Annotated in this window: 16 protein-coding genes; 9 read left to right on the top strand and 7 right to left on the bottom strand. The window is 66.8% G+C overall.

The genetic code is table 11. The annotated features are described in order from the left end of the window. Positions 1-78 precede the first annotated feature (78 nt). Positions 79-1,809 carry an L-arabinonate dehydratase gene (araD, locus tag J3R73_RS05795; RefSeq protein WP_307423586.1) on the top strand — a complete coding sequence of 577 codons (1,731 nt, stop codon included), beginning with the start codon at positions 79-81 and terminating at the stop codon, positions 1,807-1,809. A gap of 19 nt (positions 1,810-1,828) precedes the next feature. Continuing rightward, positions 1,829-2,554 carry a ribonuclease activity regulator RraA gene (locus J3R73_RS05790; RefSeq protein WP_307423584.1) on the top strand — a complete coding sequence of 242 codons (726 nt, stop codon included), beginning with the start codon at positions 1,829-1,831 and terminating at the stop codon, positions 2,552-2,554. Positions 2,555-2,680: 126 nt separating this feature from the next. On the opposite strand, the gene J3R73_RS05785 is transcribed toward J3R73_RS05790, so the two are convergent. Both J3R73_RS05785 and J3R73_RS05780 read right to left on the bottom strand, forming a co-directional pair. Then, positions 2,681-3,451 carry a Crp/Fnr family transcriptional regulator gene (locus J3R73_RS05785; protein ID WP_307423581.1) on the bottom strand — a complete coding sequence of 257 codons (771 nt, stop codon included), beginning with the start codon at positions 3,449-3,451 and terminating at the stop codon, positions 2,681-2,683. 204 nt (positions 3,452-3,655) lie between these two features. Continuing rightward, complete coding sequence (locus J3R73_RS05780) at positions 3,656-3,877, bottom strand: hypothetical protein (RefSeq protein WP_307423578.1); 222 nt, start codon at positions 3,875-3,877, stop codon at positions 3,656-3,658. A 1,253-nt stretch (positions 3,878-5,130) separates the two neighbouring features. Between J3R73_RS05780 and J3R73_RS05775 the strand changes: the two genes are divergently transcribed. Next, complete coding sequence (locus J3R73_RS05775) at positions 5,131-6,732, top strand: efflux transporter outer membrane subunit (RefSeq protein WP_307437132.1); 1,602 nt, start codon at positions 5,131-5,133, stop codon at positions 6,730-6,732. A 24-nt stretch (positions 6,733-6,756) separates the two neighbouring features. On the opposite strand, the gene J3R73_RS05770 is transcribed toward J3R73_RS05775, so the two are convergent. The 3 genes from J3R73_RS05770 to J3R73_RS05760 form a co-directional block, all read right to left on the bottom strand. Then, positions 6,757-7,569: an enoyl-CoA hydratase gene (locus J3R73_RS05770; RefSeq protein ID WP_307437128.1), complete on the bottom strand. Its 813-nt coding sequence runs from the start codon at positions 7,567-7,569 to the stop codon at positions 6,757-6,759. Between the two features lie 53 nt (positions 7,570-7,622). After that, complete coding sequence (locus J3R73_RS05765) at positions 7,623-9,284, bottom strand: AMP-binding protein (protein WP_370879846.1); 1,662 nt, start codon at positions 9,282-9,284, stop codon at positions 7,623-7,625. Positions 9,285-9,495: 211 nt separating this feature from the next. Then, the gene (locus J3R73_RS05760) at positions 9,496-10,719 is read right to left on the bottom strand and encodes an acyl-CoA dehydrogenase family protein (protein ID WP_307423575.1); all 1,224 of its coding nucleotides are present in this window, start codon (positions 10,717-10,719) and stop codon (positions 9,496-9,498) included. Between the two features lie 208 nt (positions 10,720-10,927). On the opposite strand from J3R73_RS05760, the gene J3R73_RS05755 reads away from it, so the two are divergent. The 6 genes from J3R73_RS05755 to J3R73_RS05730 all read left to right on the top strand — a co-directional run bounded on the left by J3R73_RS05755 (position 10,928) and on the right by J3R73_RS05730 (position 17,386). Continuing rightward, positions 10,928-12,370, top strand: a complete 1,443-nt coding sequence (locus J3R73_RS05755) for an LLM class flavin-dependent oxidoreductase (protein ID WP_307423572.1) — start codon at positions 10,928-10,930, stop codon at positions 12,368-12,370. A gap of 3 nt (positions 12,371-12,373) precedes the next feature. Then, positions 12,374-13,144 carry an ABC transporter ATP-binding protein gene (locus J3R73_RS05750; RefSeq protein ID WP_307423569.1) on the top strand — a complete coding sequence of 257 codons (771 nt, stop codon included), beginning with the start codon at positions 12,374-12,376 and terminating at the stop codon, positions 13,142-13,144. An 8-nt stretch (positions 13,145-13,152) separates the two neighbouring features. Next, the gene (locus J3R73_RS05745) at positions 13,153-14,034 is read left to right on the top strand and encodes a branched-chain amino acid ABC transporter permease (protein WP_307423567.1); all 882 of its coding nucleotides are present in this window, start codon (positions 13,153-13,155) and stop codon (positions 14,032-14,034) included. Between the two features lie 13 nt (positions 14,035-14,047). Continuing rightward, the gene (locus tag J3R73_RS05740) at positions 14,048-15,109 is read left to right on the top strand and encodes a branched-chain amino acid ABC transporter permease (RefSeq protein WP_370880069.1); all 1,062 of its coding nucleotides are present in this window, start codon (positions 14,048-14,050) and stop codon (positions 15,107-15,109) included. 98 nt (positions 15,110-15,207) lie between these two features. Continuing rightward, positions 15,208-16,551: an ABC transporter substrate-binding protein gene (locus J3R73_RS05735; protein WP_307423562.1), complete on the top strand. Its 1,344-nt coding sequence runs from the start codon at positions 15,208-15,210 to the stop codon at positions 16,549-16,551. A 13-nt stretch (positions 16,552-16,564) separates the two neighbouring features. After that, the gene (locus tag J3R73_RS05730) at positions 16,565-17,386 is read left to right on the top strand and encodes an ABC transporter ATP-binding protein (RefSeq protein ID WP_307423559.1); all 822 of its coding nucleotides are present in this window, start codon (positions 16,565-16,567) and stop codon (positions 17,384-17,386) included. A gap of 15 nt (positions 17,387-17,401) precedes the next feature. Here the strand turns inward: J3R73_RS05730 and J3R73_RS05725 are convergent, their stop codons facing one another. Both J3R73_RS05725 and J3R73_RS05720 read right to left on the bottom strand, forming a co-directional pair. After that, entirely contained in the window at positions 17,402-18,373 is a 972-nt protein-coding gene (locus J3R73_RS05725) for a succinylglutamate desuccinylase/aspartoacylase family protein (protein ID WP_307423555.1), read from the bottom strand. Positions 18,374-18,382: 9 nt separating this feature from the next. After that, positions 18,383-19,624 carry a M24 family metallopeptidase gene (locus tag J3R73_RS05720; RefSeq protein ID WP_307423552.1) on the bottom strand — a complete coding sequence of 414 codons (1,242 nt, stop codon included), beginning with the start codon at positions 19,622-19,624 and terminating at the stop codon, positions 18,383-18,385. Between the last annotated feature and the right edge of the window lie 62 nt (positions 19,625-19,686).

The following is a 19,686-nucleotide window of genomic DNA, read 5'->3' as shown; positions in this document are numbered from 1 at the left end:
CGTCCTCGGGCAGATTGTATGACAAGTCGGCCTGCCCGACGACGGTTCGCCGCCTTTTCCATGACCAAGGCCTTTTCCATGACCAAGACCGTGACTTCCCTGCGCAGCGCCCGATGGTTCGCGCCCGACGACCTTCGCTCGTCCGGCCATCGCGCGCGCATGATGCAGATGGGCTATGACGAGAAGGATTGGGGCAGGAAGCCGATCATCGCCATCCTCAACACCTGGTCGGACCTCAATTCCTGCCATGCGCATTTCAAGCAGCGCGTCGAGGACGTCAAGCGCGGCGTGCTGCAGGGAGGCGGGTTTCCCGTCGAGCTGCCGGCGCAGTCGCTTTCGGAAACCTATCTGAAGCCGACGTCGATGCTCTATCGCAACCTCCTCGCGATGGAGGCCGAGGAACTGCTGCGCGCCCACCCGGTCGACGGCGTCGTGCTGATGGGCGGCTGCGACAAGACCACGCCCGGCCTCGTGATGGGCGCCCTCAGCGCGGGCCTGCCGATGATCTTCCTGCCGGCCGGCCCGATGCTGCGCGGCAACTACAAGGGCGAGATGCTCGGCTCGGGATCGGACGCCTGGAAATATTGGGACGAGCGCCGCGCGGGCACCATCAGCGAGGAGCAATGGACCGGCGTCGAGGAAGGCATCGCCCGTTCCTACGGCCATTGCATGACATTCGGCACGGCCAGCACGATGACGGCCATCGCCGAATCGCTCGGCCTGACCCTGCCCGGCGCCAGTTCCATTCCCGCCGCCGATGCCAATCATATCCGCATGAGCACGCGCTGCGGGCGCCGCATCGTCGCGATGGTGCTGGAGGACCTCACGCCCGACCGCATCGTCACCGCCAAGGCCGTCGACAACGCCGTCGCCGTCGCCATGGCGACCGGCTGCTCGACCAATGCCGTCGTGCATCTCATTGCCATGGCGCGGCGCGCCGGCGTTCCCCTCACCCTCGACGATCTCGACCGCGCCGGACGGTCGATCCCGGTCATCGCCAACATCCGTCCGTCCGGCAAGAAATATCTGATGGAGGATTTCTATTACGCCGGCGGCCTGCGGGCGCTGATGGCCGAGATGAAATCCATGCTCCATCTCGACGCAATGACGGTCAGCGGCGTGCCCCTGGGCGAGACGCTCGAAGGCGCCGAGATCTATAATGGCGACGTCATACGGCCGCTGTCCGATCCGATCTATCATGAAGGTTCGCTTGCGGTGCTGAAAGGCAACCTCGCGCCGGATGGCTGCGTCATCAAGCCCGCGGCGTGCGACGAGCGCCTTCTCGTGCATCAAGGCCCCGCCCTCGTCTTCGACAGCTATCCGGCCATGAAGGCCGCCGTCGAGGACGAGAACCTCGACGTGACGCCCGATCACGTCCTGGTGCTACGCAATGCCGGGCCGAAGGGCGCGCCCGGCATGCCGGAATGGGGCATGCTGCCGATGCCCAGGAAGCTCCTCAAGCAAGGCTACCGCGACATGCTCCGACTGTCCGACGCCCGCATGAGCGGCACGAGCTACGGCGCCTGCATCCTGCATGTCGCACCGGAATCCCATATCGGCGGTCCGCTGGCTCTGCTGCGCACCGGCGACATCATCCGCGTCGACGTGCCCAACCGCTCGATCGACATGCTGATCGACGAAGCCACGCTCGTCGCGCGGCGGGCCGCCTGGGTCGCACCGGCCGACAAATATGAGCGCGGCTATGGCTGGATGTTCTCCAAGCACATCCTCCAGGCGAATGAAGGATGCGATTTCGACTTCCTGCAGAGGGATTTCGGCGCCGCGGCGGGCGAGCCCGCGATCTACTGACGGACAGGATGGAATGGTGATGAAGAACTATGTTCTCTCCGACGAGACGCGCCTGAAATACAAGGGCGTCAGCACCGCGACGCTTGCGACGGCCCTGTTCAAGCGCGGCCTGCGCGACCAGTTCATCCAGGATGTAAGGCCGGTATCGCCGAAGCCGGAGAACATGGTCGGCCAGGCATTCACCCTGCGCTACATCCCGGCGCGGGAAGACCTGAATCCGCTCTCCGTGTTCCAGGACCCAGCGCATCCCCAGCGCGCCGCCGTGGAGCGCTGCCCGGCCGGCGCCGTGCTGGTGATCGACAGCCGCAAGGATGCGCGGGCGGCCTCGGCCGGTTCGATCCTGGTCTCGCGGCTGATGGTCCGGGGCGTCGCCGGCGTCGTCACCGACGGCGGCTTCCGCGACAGTCCCGAGATCGGCGCCCTTTCCATCCCCGCCTATCACAACCGGCCTTCGGCGCCGACCAACCTCACCCATCACCAGGCGATCGACATCGACGTGCCGATCGGCTGCGGCGACGTGGCGGTGTGGCCGGGCGATGTCGTCGTCGGCGACCGCGAGGGCGTGATCATTGTGCCGGCCTATCTGGCGGAGGAGATCGCCGACGAAGCGGTGGAGATGACGGTGTTCGAGGACTTCGTCACCGAGGAGGTACTGGGGGGGCGTTCGATCGTGGGACTCTACCCGGCGACGGCCGAGCAGACGAAGATCGATTTCGCCAGATGGCGGCAGGACAGGAAGCGATAGCGACCTATGGGAGGCATCACCATCAAGATCCTGCCGGTTGCCCGGCGGCGATCGGCGCGTTCTCGATTGCCAGATGCCGATAACGCACGTGTGAGGCGGACGGCTCCCGGAACATCCTCCGCCTCGTCATGAAGCGACCTTCCGCGCAGCGTAGCGCTGCCCGACGAATTCAGGGCGCGAGGCTTCGAAGGAATCGAGCAGCGGCTCCGCCTTTCTCGCCAGCGCGTCCACGTCGAGGATGGTGAATTCCCGCCCGCGGACCGCAATCATCCCGGCCTCGCGGAGCTTCATCAGGTTCTTGTTCACATGCACCAGCGAGAGGCCGAGATAATCGGCCAATTGCTGTTGCGTCATCGGGATTTCGAACGTCCAGGTCGACGATCCGATCGCCCCCGCAAGAGCGAGACGGCCGCGCATGTTGAGCAGCAGCACGGCCAGCCTCTCGCTGACACCGCCGCGCCCGAGGCTGACCACCCAATTATGCAGGCGCCGCTCCTCGTCGATGACCTGCCAGGTACAGCGCATGGCGATATCGCTGTCCTTCTCATAGGCCGCCCTGAGGGCGGCGTGATCGATCTGCTCGACCACCACGTCCGAAAGCGCTTCGATAGCGTCGGGATGCTCCCGGACGAACATGCTCTTCACCGCGAAGATGTCGCCGGGCAGGAACAGCAGGATGAACTGGGCGCGTCCATCGGGCAGGAAGCGCACGCGGCCGGCCCAGCCGCGGCGCAGGCGATAGACGAATCTGTGGTCCTCTCCGGCCGAGACGAGTTCCTCGCCGGCCGGCAGCGTCCTGAGACTGCGCCCGATCAGGGCGCAGATCTTTTCCTCGCCGCGGACGAGAGCCGCGGTCAATTCAGGCCTTTGAAGGGCGAAGCGATCGAAATGGTTCATGGCCCTCTCCACCGGAGAGAAGTCACGAACGGCACGCGGGTTCCGCAGGCGGCGGCGGGCATCCCGGAGTCGCAGCAAAAAGCATCCGCAAAAAACGCCTCGCCCCGGAGCATTGCGATTGCATCGGATCGCAGATTTTCTCCAACACCCTGTTTCGATACATTTTCTTGATCGAAAAGCCTGTCGGCCGTTTCGGAGAAGGCTCTAGAATTGCTGATATCCGGCTTGGGTCAGGCTGATGGTCGAGGCGTTTTCCTCGATCCATCCCTTGACCACCGCATGAGCCAGCCCCGCACGAAAATCCGCATCGGGGCAGCCGGAACCATCGAACAGCAGCTCTATGGCAGCGGTGAGGACGGGCTCCCCGGCCGGCACGTTGCGGGTCCAGAAGATATCGACGATGCGATAGGCGCTTTCCTCGAACATGACGGGTCTCTTGGGTTCTCAGGGTCGGCGCGCTCGGAGCGCCGACAGCGATTTGTCGGGAGGCGTCGGGCGCTCGGCCCGTCGCGTTGGCAAGGACGAACCATCGCGGCCCGGCCAGTAAGGATCTCGGAGACAGCACGGCCCCGGACATGCCCGCACTCGTCCGGCCCGGCTCGCGGCGCCGATTCGAGGTCAGCACGCCCCCCACCCCACGATCGCGCGACGGGGTACCCTACCGGCGGCTTTTGCCGCACGCCCCGATGCCCCCTCACAAAGGCACTCGGAACGCGCTGCGGAGGGGGCCTCCCTCCATTCGAAACCAGGGTCATGCCATGGCGGCCCGGCTCGGAAGCCGCGGCCATCGGCCTCTTGTGAATTGAAGATACAGGCAATCGCCGCACCGAACGGATGGCCTCCTCGCCGACATCACACCCCTCGTCCCCACCTCGCGGTAAGCACTTATAGACAGTATAGGGCGCCTTTTCTACAGGAAATTATGTTTATCTTTGTCAACGATATTCCAAAACCCGGCTGGGTCGCCGAATTGTTCTCGAAGCCCCATGCCGATTGCTGCAGCGCAAGCATATTTCTGTATACAGCGTGTTGACAAAGTCTCCACGCGCCTGCCGGAGAGCAATAAATACTCAGTCCAGGATTGTGCTATTCACGTCAAAAAACCGGGGTTTGCCGCCCCTCGGTGACATTCGTGCAATAGAAGCCAGCTATAAAAGACCTGAGCAGCCTTTGGACAAAGGGCGGTGACCAATCGAAATTTGAAGCTACTTCCGGTGTCTCGACCCACCGGCACGCCGGGCCCGAGGGGCGGAGACATTTCAATTGCGGGAGGGGCGGAGGTTGGACCGCCGCGTCGGCCAAATCTATTGCTCACGCAGATTTCATGACCCGCACGCCACCGGGTTACCGGCGGACGCAACCGCAGCGGCAATCCCGCGGACGGAAGAATACGGGCGAGCGCAGCCGGACGGGCAAGCTGGCCCGGCAGGGCGATGCGGCGAAAGGTCGTCCGGAACGCGGATCCAAACCGAACCGAACGGTTCAGTCGGCACTTGACGTCGCCACGCCGTTCGCTACAGATTAGGGTTAATGCGGATTAACTTCTACGCAAAACTCGGTGCGATCTCGTGTCAGAACAACCTTCGATTGTATTCCCTTCCCGCCACAAAACTTACACGACATGGAAGATCGATAAAACGCAAGCCTTTCTCCTGACGAAACTGCTCTACAACCGCCGCATGGGGGAGGAACTATTGACATCGGCTGCGAAAGCCTTTGCAGGTACAGCCGTTGCATTGACCGTGACAGGTTGTGCCGTCGGCCCGGATTTCGCTCCGCCCGGTGCACCGCAGGTTTCCGGATACACCAGGGACTCGCTGCTGGCGACGGCCAGAGGCACCGATATTCCCCGCGGCAATGCCCAGGCCTTCGCCACCGGCCGCGACATTCCGGGCCAATGGTGGCGGCTGTATCATTCCAAGCAGATCAATGCGCTGGTCGAGGAGGCGATCCGTAACCATCCCGACCTGAAGGCGGCGCAGGCGGCATTGCGGCAGGCACGGGAGATCGCGCTGGCCGGCCGCGGCAGCCTGTTTCCGCAGGCCAGCACCAGCCAGTCGGTAAAGCGCGAACAGATCTCGGGCGCGGAACTCGGCGAGAACACGCCGCCGGTCGACTTCAACCTCTTCAACTCGACCGCCGCGGTCTCCTACGTGCCGGACGTCTTCGGCGGGACGGCACGGTCCATCGAGGCGACCGACGCCGCGACGGAGACCGCGCAGTTCCAGCTCGAGGCCACCTATCTCGCGCTGACCGCGAATGTGGTGACGGCCGCGATCAACGACGCCTCGCTCGTGGCGCAGATCAAGGTCACGCGGGAGATCGCCGATTCGCAGCGCGAGCAGCTCAAGGGCCTTCAGGTCGAATATAATCTCGGCGCGATCGGCCAGGCCGATATCGCCTCCGAAAAGGCCGAACTCGCCCAGACGCTGGCGACGCTGCCGCCGCTCCTGAAGGCCCGCGCGCAGCAGCGCGACCAGCTGATGGCCTATCTCGGCCGTTTTCCGAGCCAGGACAATGGCGAGGCGGTGAGCCTGGACGGGCTTACCCTGCCGGCCCATCTGCCGGTCAGCGTGCCGGCCCGCCTCGTGCGGCAACGGCCCGACATCCGCCAGGCGGAGAGCCGCCTCCACCAGGCCAGCGCCGAAGTCGGCGTGTCCCTGGCGAACATGCTGCCGCAGATCACCCTGTCCGCCGGCGGCGGCGCGGAGTCGCTGAAGTTCGACCAGCTCTTCAATTCGCAGACCCTGGTCTGGAATCTCGCGGGCGGCGTCACGGCCCCCCTCTTCGACGGCGGCACGCTCTACCACCGCAAGGAGGCGGCGAGCGCCGCGCTGGACCAGGCCACGCAGCAATACAAGTCGACCGTGATCACCGCCTTCGAGAATGTCGCGGATTCGATCAAGGCGGTGCAATATGACGCCGAAGCCCTCAAGGCGCAGGCCGATGCGCAGAGCGCTGCCGACGACAGCCTCAAGATCGCGCGGGCGGAATACAAGGCCGGCGCCACCAACTACATCACCATGCTGAATGCCGAGCAGACGGCGCTCGCGGCGCGGACCGGCCTCGTCAAGGCGCAGGCTGCCCGCTTCGAGGACACCGCGGCGCTGCTGCAGGCGCTCGGCGGCGGATGGTGGAACCGGGTCGACGAGACGAAGGAGGCCTATCCCCGGCCGGCGGGCCTTGCCGACACCCTGCCGGTCTCGGCGGTCAAGGCGATCCATGCCCGGAGGCCGACGCCTGCCGCCGATTCGAATCCGGACGGCAATCCGAAGCTCTGAAGGAGAGCCCCGCTGCCCGGCCGGTCACGGCTTGGCAGGCCGGCCCTTGTTCAGGAAGGCGCCGATCCCCTCCTGCGCGTCGGCGAGCATCATGTTGTCCGCCATCACCTCCCCGGCGAAGCGGTAGGCCTCGTCCAGCGGCATGGCGCGCTGCGCATAGAACATCTGCTTGCCGAGCCGCACCGCCGCGGCGCTCTTGGCCGCGATCGCCGAGGTATAGTCGCGGACGGCCGCTTCCAGCCCGTCATCCTCGGCCACCGCGTTGACGAGACCGAGTTCGAGGGCGCGCGCCGCCGTGATGAAACGGCCGGTGAACAGCATGTCGAAGGCCGCCTTCGGCGCCACGTTGCGCGACAACGCCACGGCGGGCGTCGAGCAGAACAGCCCGAGATTGATGCCGGACACCGCCAGACGCGCGCTCGAGGCGGCCACTGCGAGGTCGCAGGCCGCCACCAGCTGGCATCCCGCCGCGGTCGCGACGCCCTGGACCTGCGCGATCACCGGCACCGGCAGGGCCCTGATCGCCTGCATGACGGTGCTGCATTGTTCGAACAGGGCCTTGAAATAAGCCTTGCCGTCATGCGCCATCATCTGCCGGAGATCGTGGCCGGCACAGAAGGCCTTCCCGGCTCCGGCGAGGACGACGCAGCGCACTGCGCCGTCGGCGGCGATATCGTCGAGCGCCGTCTTCAGCGCCGCGAGCATCTCCTCCGACAGCGCATTGAACTGCGCCGGACGATTGAGGGTGAGCCGGGTGATGCCGTCGGCGCTGTCGACCAGCACCGGCCGCTCCGACGTCTCCGCCCCGGGATCGCTCCGCGCCACGCCTTCCGCCATCGCCTGCACTCCCTGCTCGTTCAACGTCCCGCCTGCGGCGGCATATCCGCCCGTCAGCTCTGCCCGGCCGCGATGCCGTCGCGCAGCACGCGCTTCTGCACCTTGCCGGTCGAAGTCCTCGGCAGCGTCGTGAAGACGACGCGCTTGGGACATTTGAAATGGGCCAGGCGCTCCCGCGCGAAGGCGATGATCTCCGCCGGCGTCGGCGGGACGGACGAGGGCGCGACTTCGATGAAGGCGCAGGGCACCTCGCCCCATTTCTCGTCGGGCAGCGCCACCACGGCGACGGCATAGACGGCCGGGTGGTGCGAGATCGCGTCCTCGACCTCGATCGAGGAAATGTTCTCGCCGCCGCAGATGATGATGTCCTTCAGCCTGTCCTTGATCTGCACATAGCCGTCGGGGTGGCAGACCGCCAGGTCGCCGGACCGGAACCTGCCGCCGGCAAAGGCAGCTTCGGTCGCCGCGGCGTCCTTGAGATAGCCCTTCATGACGATGTTGCCGCGGAAGCGGATCTCGCCGAGCGTGCGGCCATCGCGCGGGACGGGAAGGCCGGTCTGCGGATCGATGACGACCACCTCCTCGTTGACGATATAGGTCAGGCCCTGGCGCGCCTTCCTGGCCGCCTGCTCTTCGAGCGGCAGCTCGTTCCATTCCTCGCGCCAGGCGCAGCTCGTCGCGGGGCCGTAGGTCTCGGTCAGGCCGTAGGTATGCGTGACCGCGAAGCCCTTCTTCTGCATCCCCTCCAGCACGGCGGCAGGCGGGGCGGCACCCGCGGTCATCACCTTGCAGCCGGGGGCGAAGGCACGCTGCTCGTCCGGCGCCGCCTCGATGATCATCTTCAGCACGATCGGTGCTCCGCAGAGATGATCGACGCCTTCTTCCGCGAGCGCCTGGTAGATGCCGCGCGCGGTGACCTTGCGCAGGCAGACGCTGGTGCCGGCCTTGGCCGCCATCGTCCAGGGGAAGCACCAGCCGTTGCAATGGAACATCGGCAGCGTCCACAGATAGACGGGCCGCTCGCCCATGTCCCATTCGAGGATGTTGCCGACGGCGTTGAGATAGGCGCCCCTGTGGTGATAGAGCACGCCCTTCGGCCGTCCGGTGGTTCCTGAGGTGTAGTTCAGGCTGATCGCATCCCATTCGTCGCCGGGGCCGGGGAAGCTGCGGTGAGGATCGCCGGTTTCGAGCAGCGCCTCATAGTCCATGCGGCCGAGCCGCTCGCCCTCGGCGACGGGGTCGATGATGTCGATGACGACCGGCGGCTGCGCCAGCATCGCCAGCGCCGCCTTCATGGTGTCCGAAAAATCCGTGTCGGTGAGGAGGACCTTCGCCTCGCTGTGCTCGAGGATATAGGCGATCGTCGCCGCATCGAGCCGGATGTTCAGGGCCGACAGCACGGCGCCCGCCATGGGGACGCCGAAATGGGCCTCGTAGAGTTCCGGCGTGTTGGCTGCCATCACCGCCACGGTGTCGCCGCGGCCGATGCCCAGCGCCTCCAGGGCCGAGGCGAGCCGCCTGACCCGCGCTTCCGTCTCGGCCCAGCTGCGGCGCCGCTGGCCATAGACGACGGCGATCCGGTCCGGATGGGCGGCCGCGGCCCGGCGCAGGAAGGACAAGGGCGACAGCGGCACGTGGTTGGCGGCGCGGCGGCGAAGGAAGTCCTCTTCGCCGGCCGGAGCCGATCTCTCCATCTCGGCCATTCCGATCGTCATGCCACGCACCCCGCTCCCGGCCGCGGAGATCACTCCCCGCGCGGCCGCTCCGCCATTTCCTCGCCTCGCCGCTCCTTCCCTTCCATCGCATGCGCAGGGCATCCGCGGGAGGACGGGGGATGCCGGCCTTTGCCCTATTTAAGGGTGGATGCCGGTGATTGTCGAGTTGCCTTTCCACCCGGCATGGACGTAGCCGGCAAGTTCTGCCGGCTCACGCCTCGCCGATGCGCCACTGATAGGGCGGCGGGGTGCCGTTGACCGCGAAATCCCCGACGATGCGGTCCTTGTAGATGCGCGGATTGTGCGAGGACAGCGTCCGCGCATTGCGCCAATAGCGGTCGAAGGCCGCGGCGCGCCGGGTGGCGGAAGCGCCGAGCGCATCGAACAGCAGGGTGACGGCGTCGAGGATCAGGTTGGAGACCACGGTCTGGGCCTGCGCCACTTCGAGCTCCGCGATGGCATTGGCCTGCTCTTCCGCCGCCTCGTCGCCGGCGAAGCGCTGGTCGAAGGCGCGCTGCAGCGCCTCGGCCGCCTTGAGGACGATCGCGCCCGCCGAATAGGCCGCGCCGCGCACGCGGCCCACGACCTGCAGGACCTGCGCATCCTGGGACGGAAGCGGCGCCGGCGCGTTGGTGTAGCTGCGCCGCCGCTCGCCGACGGCCTTGGCGACGTCGTTGGCGGCCGCGCGGCCGATGCCCGCCAGCGTGGCGAGATGCACGAGCTGGTAGAAGGCGGCCGAATAGCGGAAGCGGTCCTCGTCCACCACCACGTCCTCGGGCGCCACCGGTGCCTCGGCGAAGACCGTCGTGCCGCTCGCGGTCAGGATCTGGCCGAAGCCGTCCCAGTCGTCGACGACGTTCACGCCGGGGGCATGGCGCGACACGACGGCGGACAGCGATTGCCCGTCCTCGCCGCTCGCGCCGATATCGATCCAGTCGGCGAACAGCGAGCCGGTGGTGTAATATTTGGAGCCGGTGACGCTCGCCCGGTCCGCCGCGCGGGTCACCGTCGTGGCGAAGGCAGCCTGCTTGGCCTGCCCGGTCTCGGTCCATGCGCTGCCGGTGGTCTCGCCGTCGAGGAGGCGCGGCAGCCAGCGGGCGCGGCGCGCAGGCGAACGCGAATTGACGATATCCTCGGCGAAGCCGAAATGCGCGCGCAGCGCCTGGGTGACGTTCGAATCGGCTTCCGAAAGCTCGATGAGGAGGTTGAAGAGCTCCGGCAGCGTCGCGCCGGAGCCCCCGTCCGCCCGCGGCACGCGCAGGGCTCCGAACCGGGCCTCCTTGAGCCAGGCGATCGGCTCGTGCGGCAGGGTCCGGCTCAGCTCCCGCTCGACGGCCCCCTCGCGGATGCGCTGAAAAATCGGACGAAAACGCCGCGCCAGGGCTTCGTATCCATCGCCGGGGCCGCCGCCCCACACCGAACCGATCTGCGTCATGTCTTTGATTCTCTTGGCGTTTCACCTTCGTCGCCGGCAGTGGCCGGAAACCGTGAAAGCCGATCTAGCACCATCCGGAATTTTTGTACATATTGTCTATAAAAATACTGGACATTTAATTCGGGCGACGCTTCTATAACGCCACTTCCGACGCGGCTCTCCCTTGGCGGGCCGCCGTCGCGACCCCTATCGAGATTGGAAAGCCGCCATGACACGCCAGATCCGCTTCAATGCCTTCGACATGAATTGCGTGGGCCACCAGTCACCGGGCCTGTGGGCGCACCCCCGCGACAAGTCCTGGACCTACAAGGATCTCGATTATTGGCAGGATCTGGCACGCACGCTCGAAAAGGGCATTTTCGACGGCATCTTCATCGCCGACGTCATCGGCTATTACGACGTCTACAAGGGGTCGAACCATCACGCCATCCACCAGGCCGCCCAGATCCCGGTCAACGATCCGCTGCAGCTCGCCGCCCCCATCGCGCTCGCCACCGAGCATCTGGGCATCGGCATCACCGCCTCCACCTCGTTCGAGCATCCCTATACCTTCGCCAGGAGGCTGGCGACCGCCGACCACCACAGCAAGGGGCGGGTCGGCTGGAACATCGTGACGTCCTATCTCGAGAGCGGCGCCAAGAACATCAGTCAGGGCGGGCTGCGCCGCCACGACAACCGCTACGAGGTCGCGGCCGAATATGTCGAGGTCCTCTACAAGCTGCTGGAAGGCAGCTGGGAGGAAGGCGCGGTGCTGCGCGACCGCGAACGCCGCATCTTCACCGATCCGGCCAAGGTCCACGAGATCGGCCACAAGGGCAAGTTCTTCGAGGTGCCGGGCTATCATTTGTGCGAGCCCTCGCCCCAGCGCACGCCGGTGCTCTACCAGGCCGGCGCCTCGGGGCCGGGCAAGACCTTCGCCGCCGGCCATGCCGAATGCGTCTTCGTCGCCGCGCCGACCAAGCCGATGCTCCGCGCCTATGTCGCCGACATCCGCCGGCAGGCCGCCGCCGCCGGGCGCGACCGCCGCAAGATCCTCGTCTACAACCTCACCACCGTGATCGTCGGCGAGAGCGACGCGGCGGCGCAGGCCCGCTTCGAGGAGTACCAGTCCTATACCTCCTATGACGGCTCGCTCGTGTTCCTGTCCGGCTGGAGCGGCATCGATTTCGGCCAATACGCCCCGACGGATTCGGTGAAGAAGGTGGAGACCAATGCCATCGTCTCCATGGTCGAGCATTTCGCCGGCGGCGACCGCACCTGGAGCATCGAGGAGCTGGCGCGCTGGGGCGGTGTCGGCGGCCTCGGTCCGGTGTTCGTCGGCTCGCCCTCGACCGTCGCCGATATCCTGCAGGAGTGGGTGGACGAGACCGACGTCGACGGCTTCAACCTCGCCTATGCCGTCACGCCCGAGAGCTTCGAGGACGTCGTGGCGCATCTGGTGCCGGAATTGCAGAAGCGCGGCGCCTACCCGACCGCCTACAGGCCGGGCACGCTGCGTGAGAAGCTGTTCGGCGAAGGCCCTTATCTGCCCGAAAGCCATCCGGCCCACGCCTATCGGGACATCGAGGCGGTGAAGCGCCGCGAGGCGACGGAACGGCAAGCCGCCGCCCCGCGCCTCGACGAGCGCCACCTCGAAACCGCGGGAGGATGAGGGATGGGGACACAACTCCTGCAGCTCCACGACGTCTCCCTGTCCTTCCAGGGCATAAGCGCCCTGAACAGCCTCAGCTTCGAGGTGGCAAAGGGCGAGATCTGCGCGCTGATCGGCCCGAACGGCGCGGGCAAGAGTTCGCTGCTCAATGTCATCAACGGCGTCTACCGCGCCGATGCGGGCGACGTCGTGTTCGACGGCGTGCGTTTCGAGCGCATCCACCCCTACAAGGCGGCCCATCTCGGCATCGGCCGCACCTTCCAGCACAATGCGCTGTTCGGCCGGCTCAGCGTGATCGAGAACGTGCTCGCCGGCCTCGCCCGCCATGGCCGCGCCACCTTCGTCGAGAACATCTTCCGCGTCGGACGGGATCCTGCCGAGCGGCGGCGCTTCAGGGCCCGGGCGGAGCGCATCCTCGCCTTCCTGGAACTGGAGCGCCACGCCGCGACCGTGGTCGCCACCCTGCCCTATGGCGTGCAGAAACGCGTCGACCTCGCCCGGGCGCTCGTCGCCGAACCCAAGCTCCTCCTGCTCGACGAGCCGATGGCCGGCATGAACCAGGAGGAGAAGCGGGAGATGAGCCGCTTCGTCGCCGGCGTCAACGCCGAACTCGGCACCACCGTGGTGCTGATCGAGCACGATGTCGGCATCGTCATGGACCTCGCCCATCACGTCGTGGTGCTCGACTACGGCCGCAAGGTCGCCGACGGCGCGCCGGAGGACGTCCGCATCAACCCCGACGTCATCGCCGCCTATCTCGGCACGGTTCACTGAGGCCCGCCATGAGCTTCTTCCTCGAAACATTGGTGAGCGGGCTGCTGGCCGGCACGATGTATTCGCTCGTCGCCATCGGCTTCGTGCTGATCTACAAGGCGTCGGGCGTCTTCAATTTCGCCCAGGGCTCGATGCTGCTGTTCGCATCGCTGACCTTCGTCACCCTGGTCGAGCGGAACGTTCCGTTCTGGGCCGCGCTTCTCGCCACGGTGCTGGTGATGGTGGCGGGCGCGGTGCTCATCGAGCGGCTCGTCCTGCGCCCGCTGGTCGATCGCGACGCACTGACCCTCTTCATGGCGACGCTCGGCCTCAGCTTCGTCATCGAGGGGCTGGCGCAGCTGCTGATGGGCACGGACGTCCATATGCTGGACCTCGGCATCGACGACGTGCCGATCTCGATCGCCGGCCTCTCGGTCAGCCAGTTCGACATCTTCGCCGCAGGCACCGCCCTGCTCCTGGTGATCGTGCTCTCCATCGTGTTCAACAAGACGCGCATGGGCATTTCGCTGCGGGCGGTCGCCGACGACACGCTGGCCGCCCAGTCCATCGGCATCCGGCTGCCCGCGATCTGGCGGATCGTCTGGAGCGTGGCCGGCATCGTGGCGCTGGTGGCGGGCCTCGTCTGGGGCGCCCGGCAGGGCGTGCAATATTCGCTGTCCCTGGTGACGCTGAAGGCCCTGCCGGTGCTGATCATCGGCGGCTTCTCCTCGATCACCGGCGCCATCGTCGGCGGCCTGCTGGTCGGCGCCACCGAGAGCCTCGCCGACATCTATATCGGGCCACTGGTCCAGGGCAGCGTTTCCACCTGGTTCGCCTACATCCTCGCCGTCGCCTTCCTGCTGGTGCGTCCGGCCGGCCTGTTCGGCGACCGCGCCATCGAGAGGGTCTGATCCCATGTCGTTCATTCCCCAGCCTGCCGACGCCCTCCTCGACGACCGGCCGCTGCGGCGCATCGCGAGCCCTCGGGTGCTGCTGATCCTTCTCGTGCTGGTGATCGCCTTCGGCGTGGTGCCCGCCATCGGCAACGACTACTGGCTGTCCTCCATCGTCATCCCCACCATCGTGATGGGGCTCGCCGGCATCGGCCTCAATCTTCTGATGGGCTATACCGGGCTGGTGTCGCTCGGCTCGGCCGCCTTCATGTCGATCGGGGCCTTCGCGACCTACAATCTCCTGCTGCGCGTGCCGGTCCTGCCCCTGCCCCTCGTGCTGGTCCTCGCCGGGCTGATCAGCGCCGTCGCCGGGGTGCTGTTCGGCCTGCCGAGCCTGCGGATCAAGGGCTTCTACCTCGCGGCGTCGACGCTCGGCGCGCAGTTCTTCTTCGAATGGCTGTTCACCAACTACAATTGGTTCTCCCATGAGAGCCAGTCGCTGACGATCTCGGCGCCCCGCCTGGAGGCCTTCGGCCACGACCTGTCCTCCGCCACCGGGCGCTATCTCCTGGTGGCCGTCTCGGCGGCCGTGCTGATCGCCCTCGCCTTCGCCATCATCCGCAGCCGCGTCGGGCGCGAATGGATGGCGATCCGCGACATGGACACCGCGGCCGCCGTCATCGGCATCCACGTCGCCGGCCGCAAGCTCCTGTCCTACGGCATCAGTTCGTTCTTCTGCGGCATCGCCGGCGCGCTGTGGGCCTTCGGCTATCTCGGCACCGCGGATGCCCACGCCTTCAACCTCGACAAATCCTTCCAGGTGCTCTTCATCGTGCTGATCGGCGGCAGCGCGACGATCTTCGGCAATTTCCTCGGTGCGGCCTTCATCGTCCTGATGCCGATCGCCCTCGACCGCATCGCCCTGGCGACCGACCTCTCGGCCTTAACGGACCAGGGCGCGCTCGCCAACATCCAGCACATCATCTTCGGCGTGATCATCATCGTGCTCCTGATCAAGGAGCCGGACGGGCTGGCGAGTCTCCTGCGCCGCCTCGTCCCGCCGGGCACCAATCCGCGCCGCGCCGGCGGCTGAACGCCCGCATCCGCATTGCCGGTCCGACGGGCGGCACGTCCTGCCCGGCCGGCGGCCTGCGCCCGAACATCCCGCATCAACAGCAAGAGGCCTGCACCATGCCATCGTCCTTCGTCAAAATCCTCGCCTTCGCCGGCGCCCTCGGCCTGGCGGGTCTCGCCGGTGCCCCGCCCGCGGCGGCCCAGGACCACAAGGGCGAACAGCTCTACCCGCTGTTCACCTACCGCACCGGCCCCTATGCGCCGTCCTTCATTCCCTTCGGCGCCGGCAACCGCGACTACCTGACCTATGTCAATGACGTCGAGGGCGGCGTCGACGGCGTGAAGATCTTCATTCAGGAATGCGAGACCGCCTATACGATCGAACGCGGCATCGAGTGCTACGAGCGCTACAAGAACGGCTATGACGGTGCCTTGACCGCAGCGATCTATCCGCATTCGAGCGGCCTCGACGTCGCGCTCACCGACAAGGCGCGCATCGACAAGGTCCCGATCGTCAGCCCTGGCGGCGGCCAGAACATCGCGACCGACGGGCGCATCTTCCCCTATCAATATCCGCTGATGTTCGACTATTGGAGCGAGGCCCAGATCGTCGTCGACTACATCGCCTCCAAGGTCGGCGGCTACGACAAGCTGAAGGGCGTGAAGATCGTCACGCTCTATCACGATTCCGGCTATGGCCGCGACACGATCGAGCCCCTGGGCATCCTCTCGAAGAAATACGGCTTCGAGGACATCCAGATCCCCGTTCCCCATCCGGGCGAGCAGCAGCAGACGCAATGGCAGCAGATCCGCCGCGCGCAGGCCGATTGGGTGTTCCTGCGCGGCTGGGGCGTGATGACGCCGGTGGCGATCAAGACGGCGGCACGCGTCGGCTTTCCCGCCGACCACATCATCGGCGACATCTGGAGCGGATCGGAGGACGACGCCCGGCCGGCCGGCGGCGCCGCCAAGGGCTATCTCGCCGTCTCCGTGTTCCCGCCCGGAACCGATTACGACATCCTCAGGACGCTGAAGGCGAAGATCCTCGACGCCGGCAAGAGCGACCTCAAGGACAACACCAAGTTCGGCACGGTCTACTACAATTACGGCGTCATCGAAGCGATCACCTTCGTCGAGGCCCTGCACGTCGGCCACAGGAAGTTCGGCAACCGTCCCCTGGCGGCCGAGGAGGGACGCTGGGCGCTGGAGAACCTCGATATCGATGCCAAGCGCATCGCGGACCTCGGCGCGAAGGGCCTGATCAGCCCGCTGAAGACCTCGCCGGACAACCACAAGGGCGAAACGATCACCGCCAAGGTCATCCAGTGGGACGGCGCCAAATGGAACACGCTGACGGACTGGATCAAGGCGGACACCTCGCTCTTCGCCGACACGATCCGGGCCAAGGCCGCGGCCTACGCCCAGGAAAAGGGCATCACCCCGCAGACCAACACCAATTGAGGACCGTCCGGCGATGACCAGCACGAGCGACAGCAGGAACGTTCCGCGGGCGAGCCTGCCCGAAGCCGCCGGCTTCCTGGAGGTGACGGGAATCGAGGCCCTCTACGGCCAGGCGATCCTGGCGGTCAGGGACGTGTCGCTGCGTGTGGATCAGGGAGCGGTCGTCGCCCTGCTCGGCGCCAACGGCGCCGGGAAGACGACGACGCTCAAGGCGATCTCCAACCTGCTCGGTCCCGAACGGGGCGCTGTCAGCCGCGGCGCCATCACCTGGCAGGGAGAGGCGACGGGCCGCCTCTCCCCCGCCGAACTCGTCGGCCGGGGCATCGTCCAGGTGCTCGAGGGACGTCATTGCTTTGCCCAGCTCACCGTGGAGGAGAACCTCCTCTCCGGCGCATTCCTGCGCCGCTCGGGACGGCGCCGGCTCGCCGAGGACCTCGAGCGGATCTACGCCTGGTTTCCCCGCCTCAAGCAGAAGCGCCGGACCAAAGCAGGACTGACGTCCGGCGGCGAACAGCAGATGGTCGCGATCGGCCGGGCCCTGATGACGCAGCCCAAGCTGATGCTCCTCGACGAGCCCTCGATGGGGCTCGCGCCGATCATCGTGCAGGAGATCTTCTCGATCATCCGCACGCTCAACCGCGAGAGCGGCGTCAGCTTCCTCATCGCCGAGCAGAACGCCAATCTGGCTCTGAGGCACGCCGATTACGGCTATATTCTCGAGAACGGCAGGGTGGCGGCATCAGGCCCGGCCGCGGAACTGGCTCTGCGCGAGGACGTCAAGGAGTTCTATCTGGGTGCCGGGGCCGCGGGCCGGGATCGGGGACCCCTCACATGACGCCGATCGTCCTCGCTACTCCCGGACGACTTCGCCCACGCTGATCACCCATTCGTCCTTCTCGACGATGTTGTGGGTGACGACCATGACGACGCGCCCCGAGAAGGGGGCGCGGATCTCGCCGATCTCGGCGCCGTAGAGGTCGCGCAGCCGCGCCAGCCGCTGGCCGCGCTCGACATGGTCCCCGACATCGGCTTCGAGGTAGAAGCGGCCGCTCGCCGGCGAGCCGATCTTGACGAAATTGTCCAGCACGCGCCGCGCCCTGCCGCCGGGCACGAGCGGGCCGCCGACAAGCCCGAGCCGGCGTGCGATATTCAGCACGCCCTGGGTATGGAAAGCGATGCACGCCTCGTCCAGGCGCCCGTTGGCGCCCGCCTCCGCCATCACCGCATGCCGGCCGAGAGAAGGACGCTCATTGGTGGCGCGGCCCCTGTTGCTGGTCTGCCCCGCCGCGAACTCGACGACGACATCGGCATCGAAGCAATGGGCGAAATCGCGCGTGCGCCGGTCGAACTCCTCGCTGCCCGTCATCTGGCACATCACGAATTTGGCGACGTCCTCGCGCAGGTCGCCGCCATGGAGGTCGACCAGCAGGTCGGCGTCTCCGGCCCATTCATGGAGAAGGGCATGGGCGAGCACCTCGCTGAACGAGCCGTCGGCGCGGCCGGGGAAGGAGAAGTTGATGTTCCTCCCGTCGACCGGACAGACGAATTCCGAATGGAGGTAGAGGCCGGGCATGTTGACCACCGGCAGGATCGTCACCGAACCCGCGTCGAGCCTGTCCGCGAAGGCGTCCTTGAGGCGCAGCGCCGCCTCCATGCTCGAAACCTCGTTCGGATGCATGCCGGCCATGATGGCGAGGCGCGGCCCCGGCACGCCCGAGGCGATCTCGAAGACGGGCAGCGCAAGGTCCGCGAGCACCGGCGAGGAAAAGCGCAGAGTGCCCCAGGCGAGCGAGCGGTGCCGGCCGATGATCTGCTGCTGCATGGGCGAGCCCTACCGTCCGACGGTGATGAGATGATGGGGAAGCGTGTTCATCGAACGATGCCCGTCCGGCGTCACCAGGAACTGGTCCTCCAGGTTGAAACCGCCGACGCCGGTGACGTAGATCGGAATCTCGAAAGCCAGCACCATGCCGGGCTCGATCGGCGTCGTGCTGGTCGCAGCGATGAACGGCCATTGCTCGGAGAACAGGGAATGGCCGAGGCCATGCCCGAAATGCCCCCTGCTGAAGCCGGTGAGGCCCGCTTCCTCCAGGGCGGCGGTGGCGGCCCGATGCACCTCCGACAGCGGCACGCCCGGCCTGATCCACTCGCGCCCCGCAGTGAAGGCCGCCTCGATCGAGCGATGCAGCTGGGCCTGGTCCGATGTCGGCGCGCCGAACACATAGTTCCGCGACGTATCGGAGGAGTAGCCGTCGACGACGCAGCCGACATCGGCCTTGATGACGGCTTCGCGCTCGACGCGGCCCTTCGGGTTCCAGGGGTCGGGACCGACGGCGATATAGGCCCAGGACGGCGGCGCCTTGATGTTTCGCTGCGCCGCCTCGGCCTCGACGCCGGCGAGGAAGAACCCATGAAGGTCGGCCGCGGTGTGGCCGGCCTCGACCGAGGCCGCCATCGCGCGCAGCCCCGCTTCCGCCAGTTCCACGCCGAGGGTGAGGCGGGACAATTCGCCCGGCGTCTTCACCATGCGGATGCGGTCGAGAACCGGCGAGCCATTGGCGATGCCGGCGCCGTCCAGCGCATCGCCGATCACCGCGGCATCGCTCGCCGCCACATAATCGAGGTCGAGGCCGAGCCTCCCGCCCGCGAGGCCGAGGCTTGCCAGGAGATCCGCCAGCGCCTGCAGCGCCAGATGGAGGTCGAAGGTCGCGGGGCGGGCGAAACCCGGCGGACGGCCCGCCTTCCGCCACGCCGAGGCGATGCGCGCCTCGACCGGACCCGCCTCGGGCATGCCGGTCAGGTCGGCATTCTCCATCCACAGCGGATGGACGCGCACTTCCGGCACCAGGCGGCGCGCGGCTTCTTCGTAGAGATCGCCGATCACCGCGCCGATCGGCTGCTGCGGATCGGCCGGGAGAACGGCAAATCCGGCGCCGGCCCGGCGAAACAGCGCCGGCACGCCCTGCGACACGCCGGTAATATAGGCAAAGCCCTCGGGCTCCGCGATGACAAGCGCATCCAGGCCGGCCTCGGCCATCAGGCGGGAGGCCCGCTCACGATCCACGAACGACATGCAGAGACGACTCCAACATTTCCGGGGGCTCGCGCCGGCAGCTGCACGGTGCAGGCATGCGC

Source organism: Labrys monachus, assembly GCF_030814655.1.
GTDB lineage: Bacteria > Pseudomonadota > Alphaproteobacteria > Rhizobiales > Labraceae > Labrys > Labrys monacha.
The sequence above is the reverse complement of the archived record's forward strand: the minus strand, read 5'-3'. Positions and strand labels throughout refer to the sequence as shown.

What these genes read in the sequence shown, in the direction of transcription:
- J3R73_RS05780 (WP_307423578.1), bottom strand. Translation starts at nt 3,877, where the DNA reads ATGTTCGAGGAAAGCGCCTATCGCATCGTCGATATCTTCTGGACCCGC.
- J3R73_RS05785 (WP_307423581.1), bottom strand. Translation starts at nt 3,451, where the DNA reads ATGAACCATTTCGATCGCTTCGCCCTTCAAAGGCCTGAATTGACCGCG.
- J3R73_RS05735 (WP_307423562.1), top strand. Translation starts at nt 15,208, where the DNA reads ATGCCATCGTCCTTCGTCAAAATCCTCGCCTTCGCCGGCGCCCTCGGC.
- J3R73_RS05760 (WP_307423575.1), bottom strand. Translation starts at nt 10,719, where the DNA reads ATGACGCAGATCGGTTCGGTGTGGGGCGGCGGCCCCGGCGATGGATAC.
- J3R73_RS05775 (WP_307437132.1), top strand. Translation starts at nt 5,131, where the DNA reads ATGGGGGAGGAACTATTGACATCGGCTGCGAAAGCCTTTGCAGGTACA.
- J3R73_RS05730 (WP_307423559.1), top strand. Translation starts at nt 16,565, where the DNA reads ATGACCAGCACGAGCGACAGCAGGAACGTTCCGCGGGCGAGCCTGCCC.
- J3R73_RS05790 (WP_307423584.1), top strand. Translation starts at nt 1,829, where the DNA reads ATGAAGAACTATGTTCTCTCCGACGAGACGCGCCTGAAATACAAGGGC.
- J3R73_RS05745 (WP_307423567.1), top strand. Translation starts at nt 13,153, where the DNA reads ATGAGCTTCTTCCTCGAAACATTGGTGAGCGGGCTGCTGGCCGGCACG.
- J3R73_RS05755 (WP_307423572.1), top strand. Translation starts at nt 10,928, where the DNA reads ATGACACGCCAGATCCGCTTCAATGCCTTCGACATGAATTGCGTGGGC.
- J3R73_RS05725 (WP_307423555.1), bottom strand. Translation starts at nt 18,373, where the DNA reads ATGCAGCAGCAGATCATCGGCCGGCACCGCTCGCTCGCCTGGGGCACT.
- J3R73_RS05770 (WP_307437128.1), bottom strand. Translation starts at nt 7,569, where the DNA reads ATGGCGGAAGGCGTGGCGCGGAGCGATCCCGGGGCGGAGACGTCGGAG.
- araD (WP_307423586.1), top strand. Translation starts at nt 79, where the DNA reads ATGACCAAGACCGTGACTTCCCTGCGCAGCGCCCGATGGTTCGCGCCC.
- J3R73_RS05720 (WP_307423552.1), bottom strand. Translation starts at nt 19,624, where the DNA reads ATGTCGTTCGTGGATCGTGAGCGGGCCTCCCGCCTGATGGCCGAGGCC.
- J3R73_RS05765 (WP_370879846.1), bottom strand. Translation starts at nt 9,284, where the DNA reads ATGACGATCGGAATGGCCGAGATGGAGAGATCGGCTCCGGCCGGCGAA.
- J3R73_RS05750 (WP_307423569.1), top strand. Translation starts at nt 12,374, where the DNA reads ATGGGGACACAACTCCTGCAGCTCCACGACGTCTCCCTGTCCTTCCAG.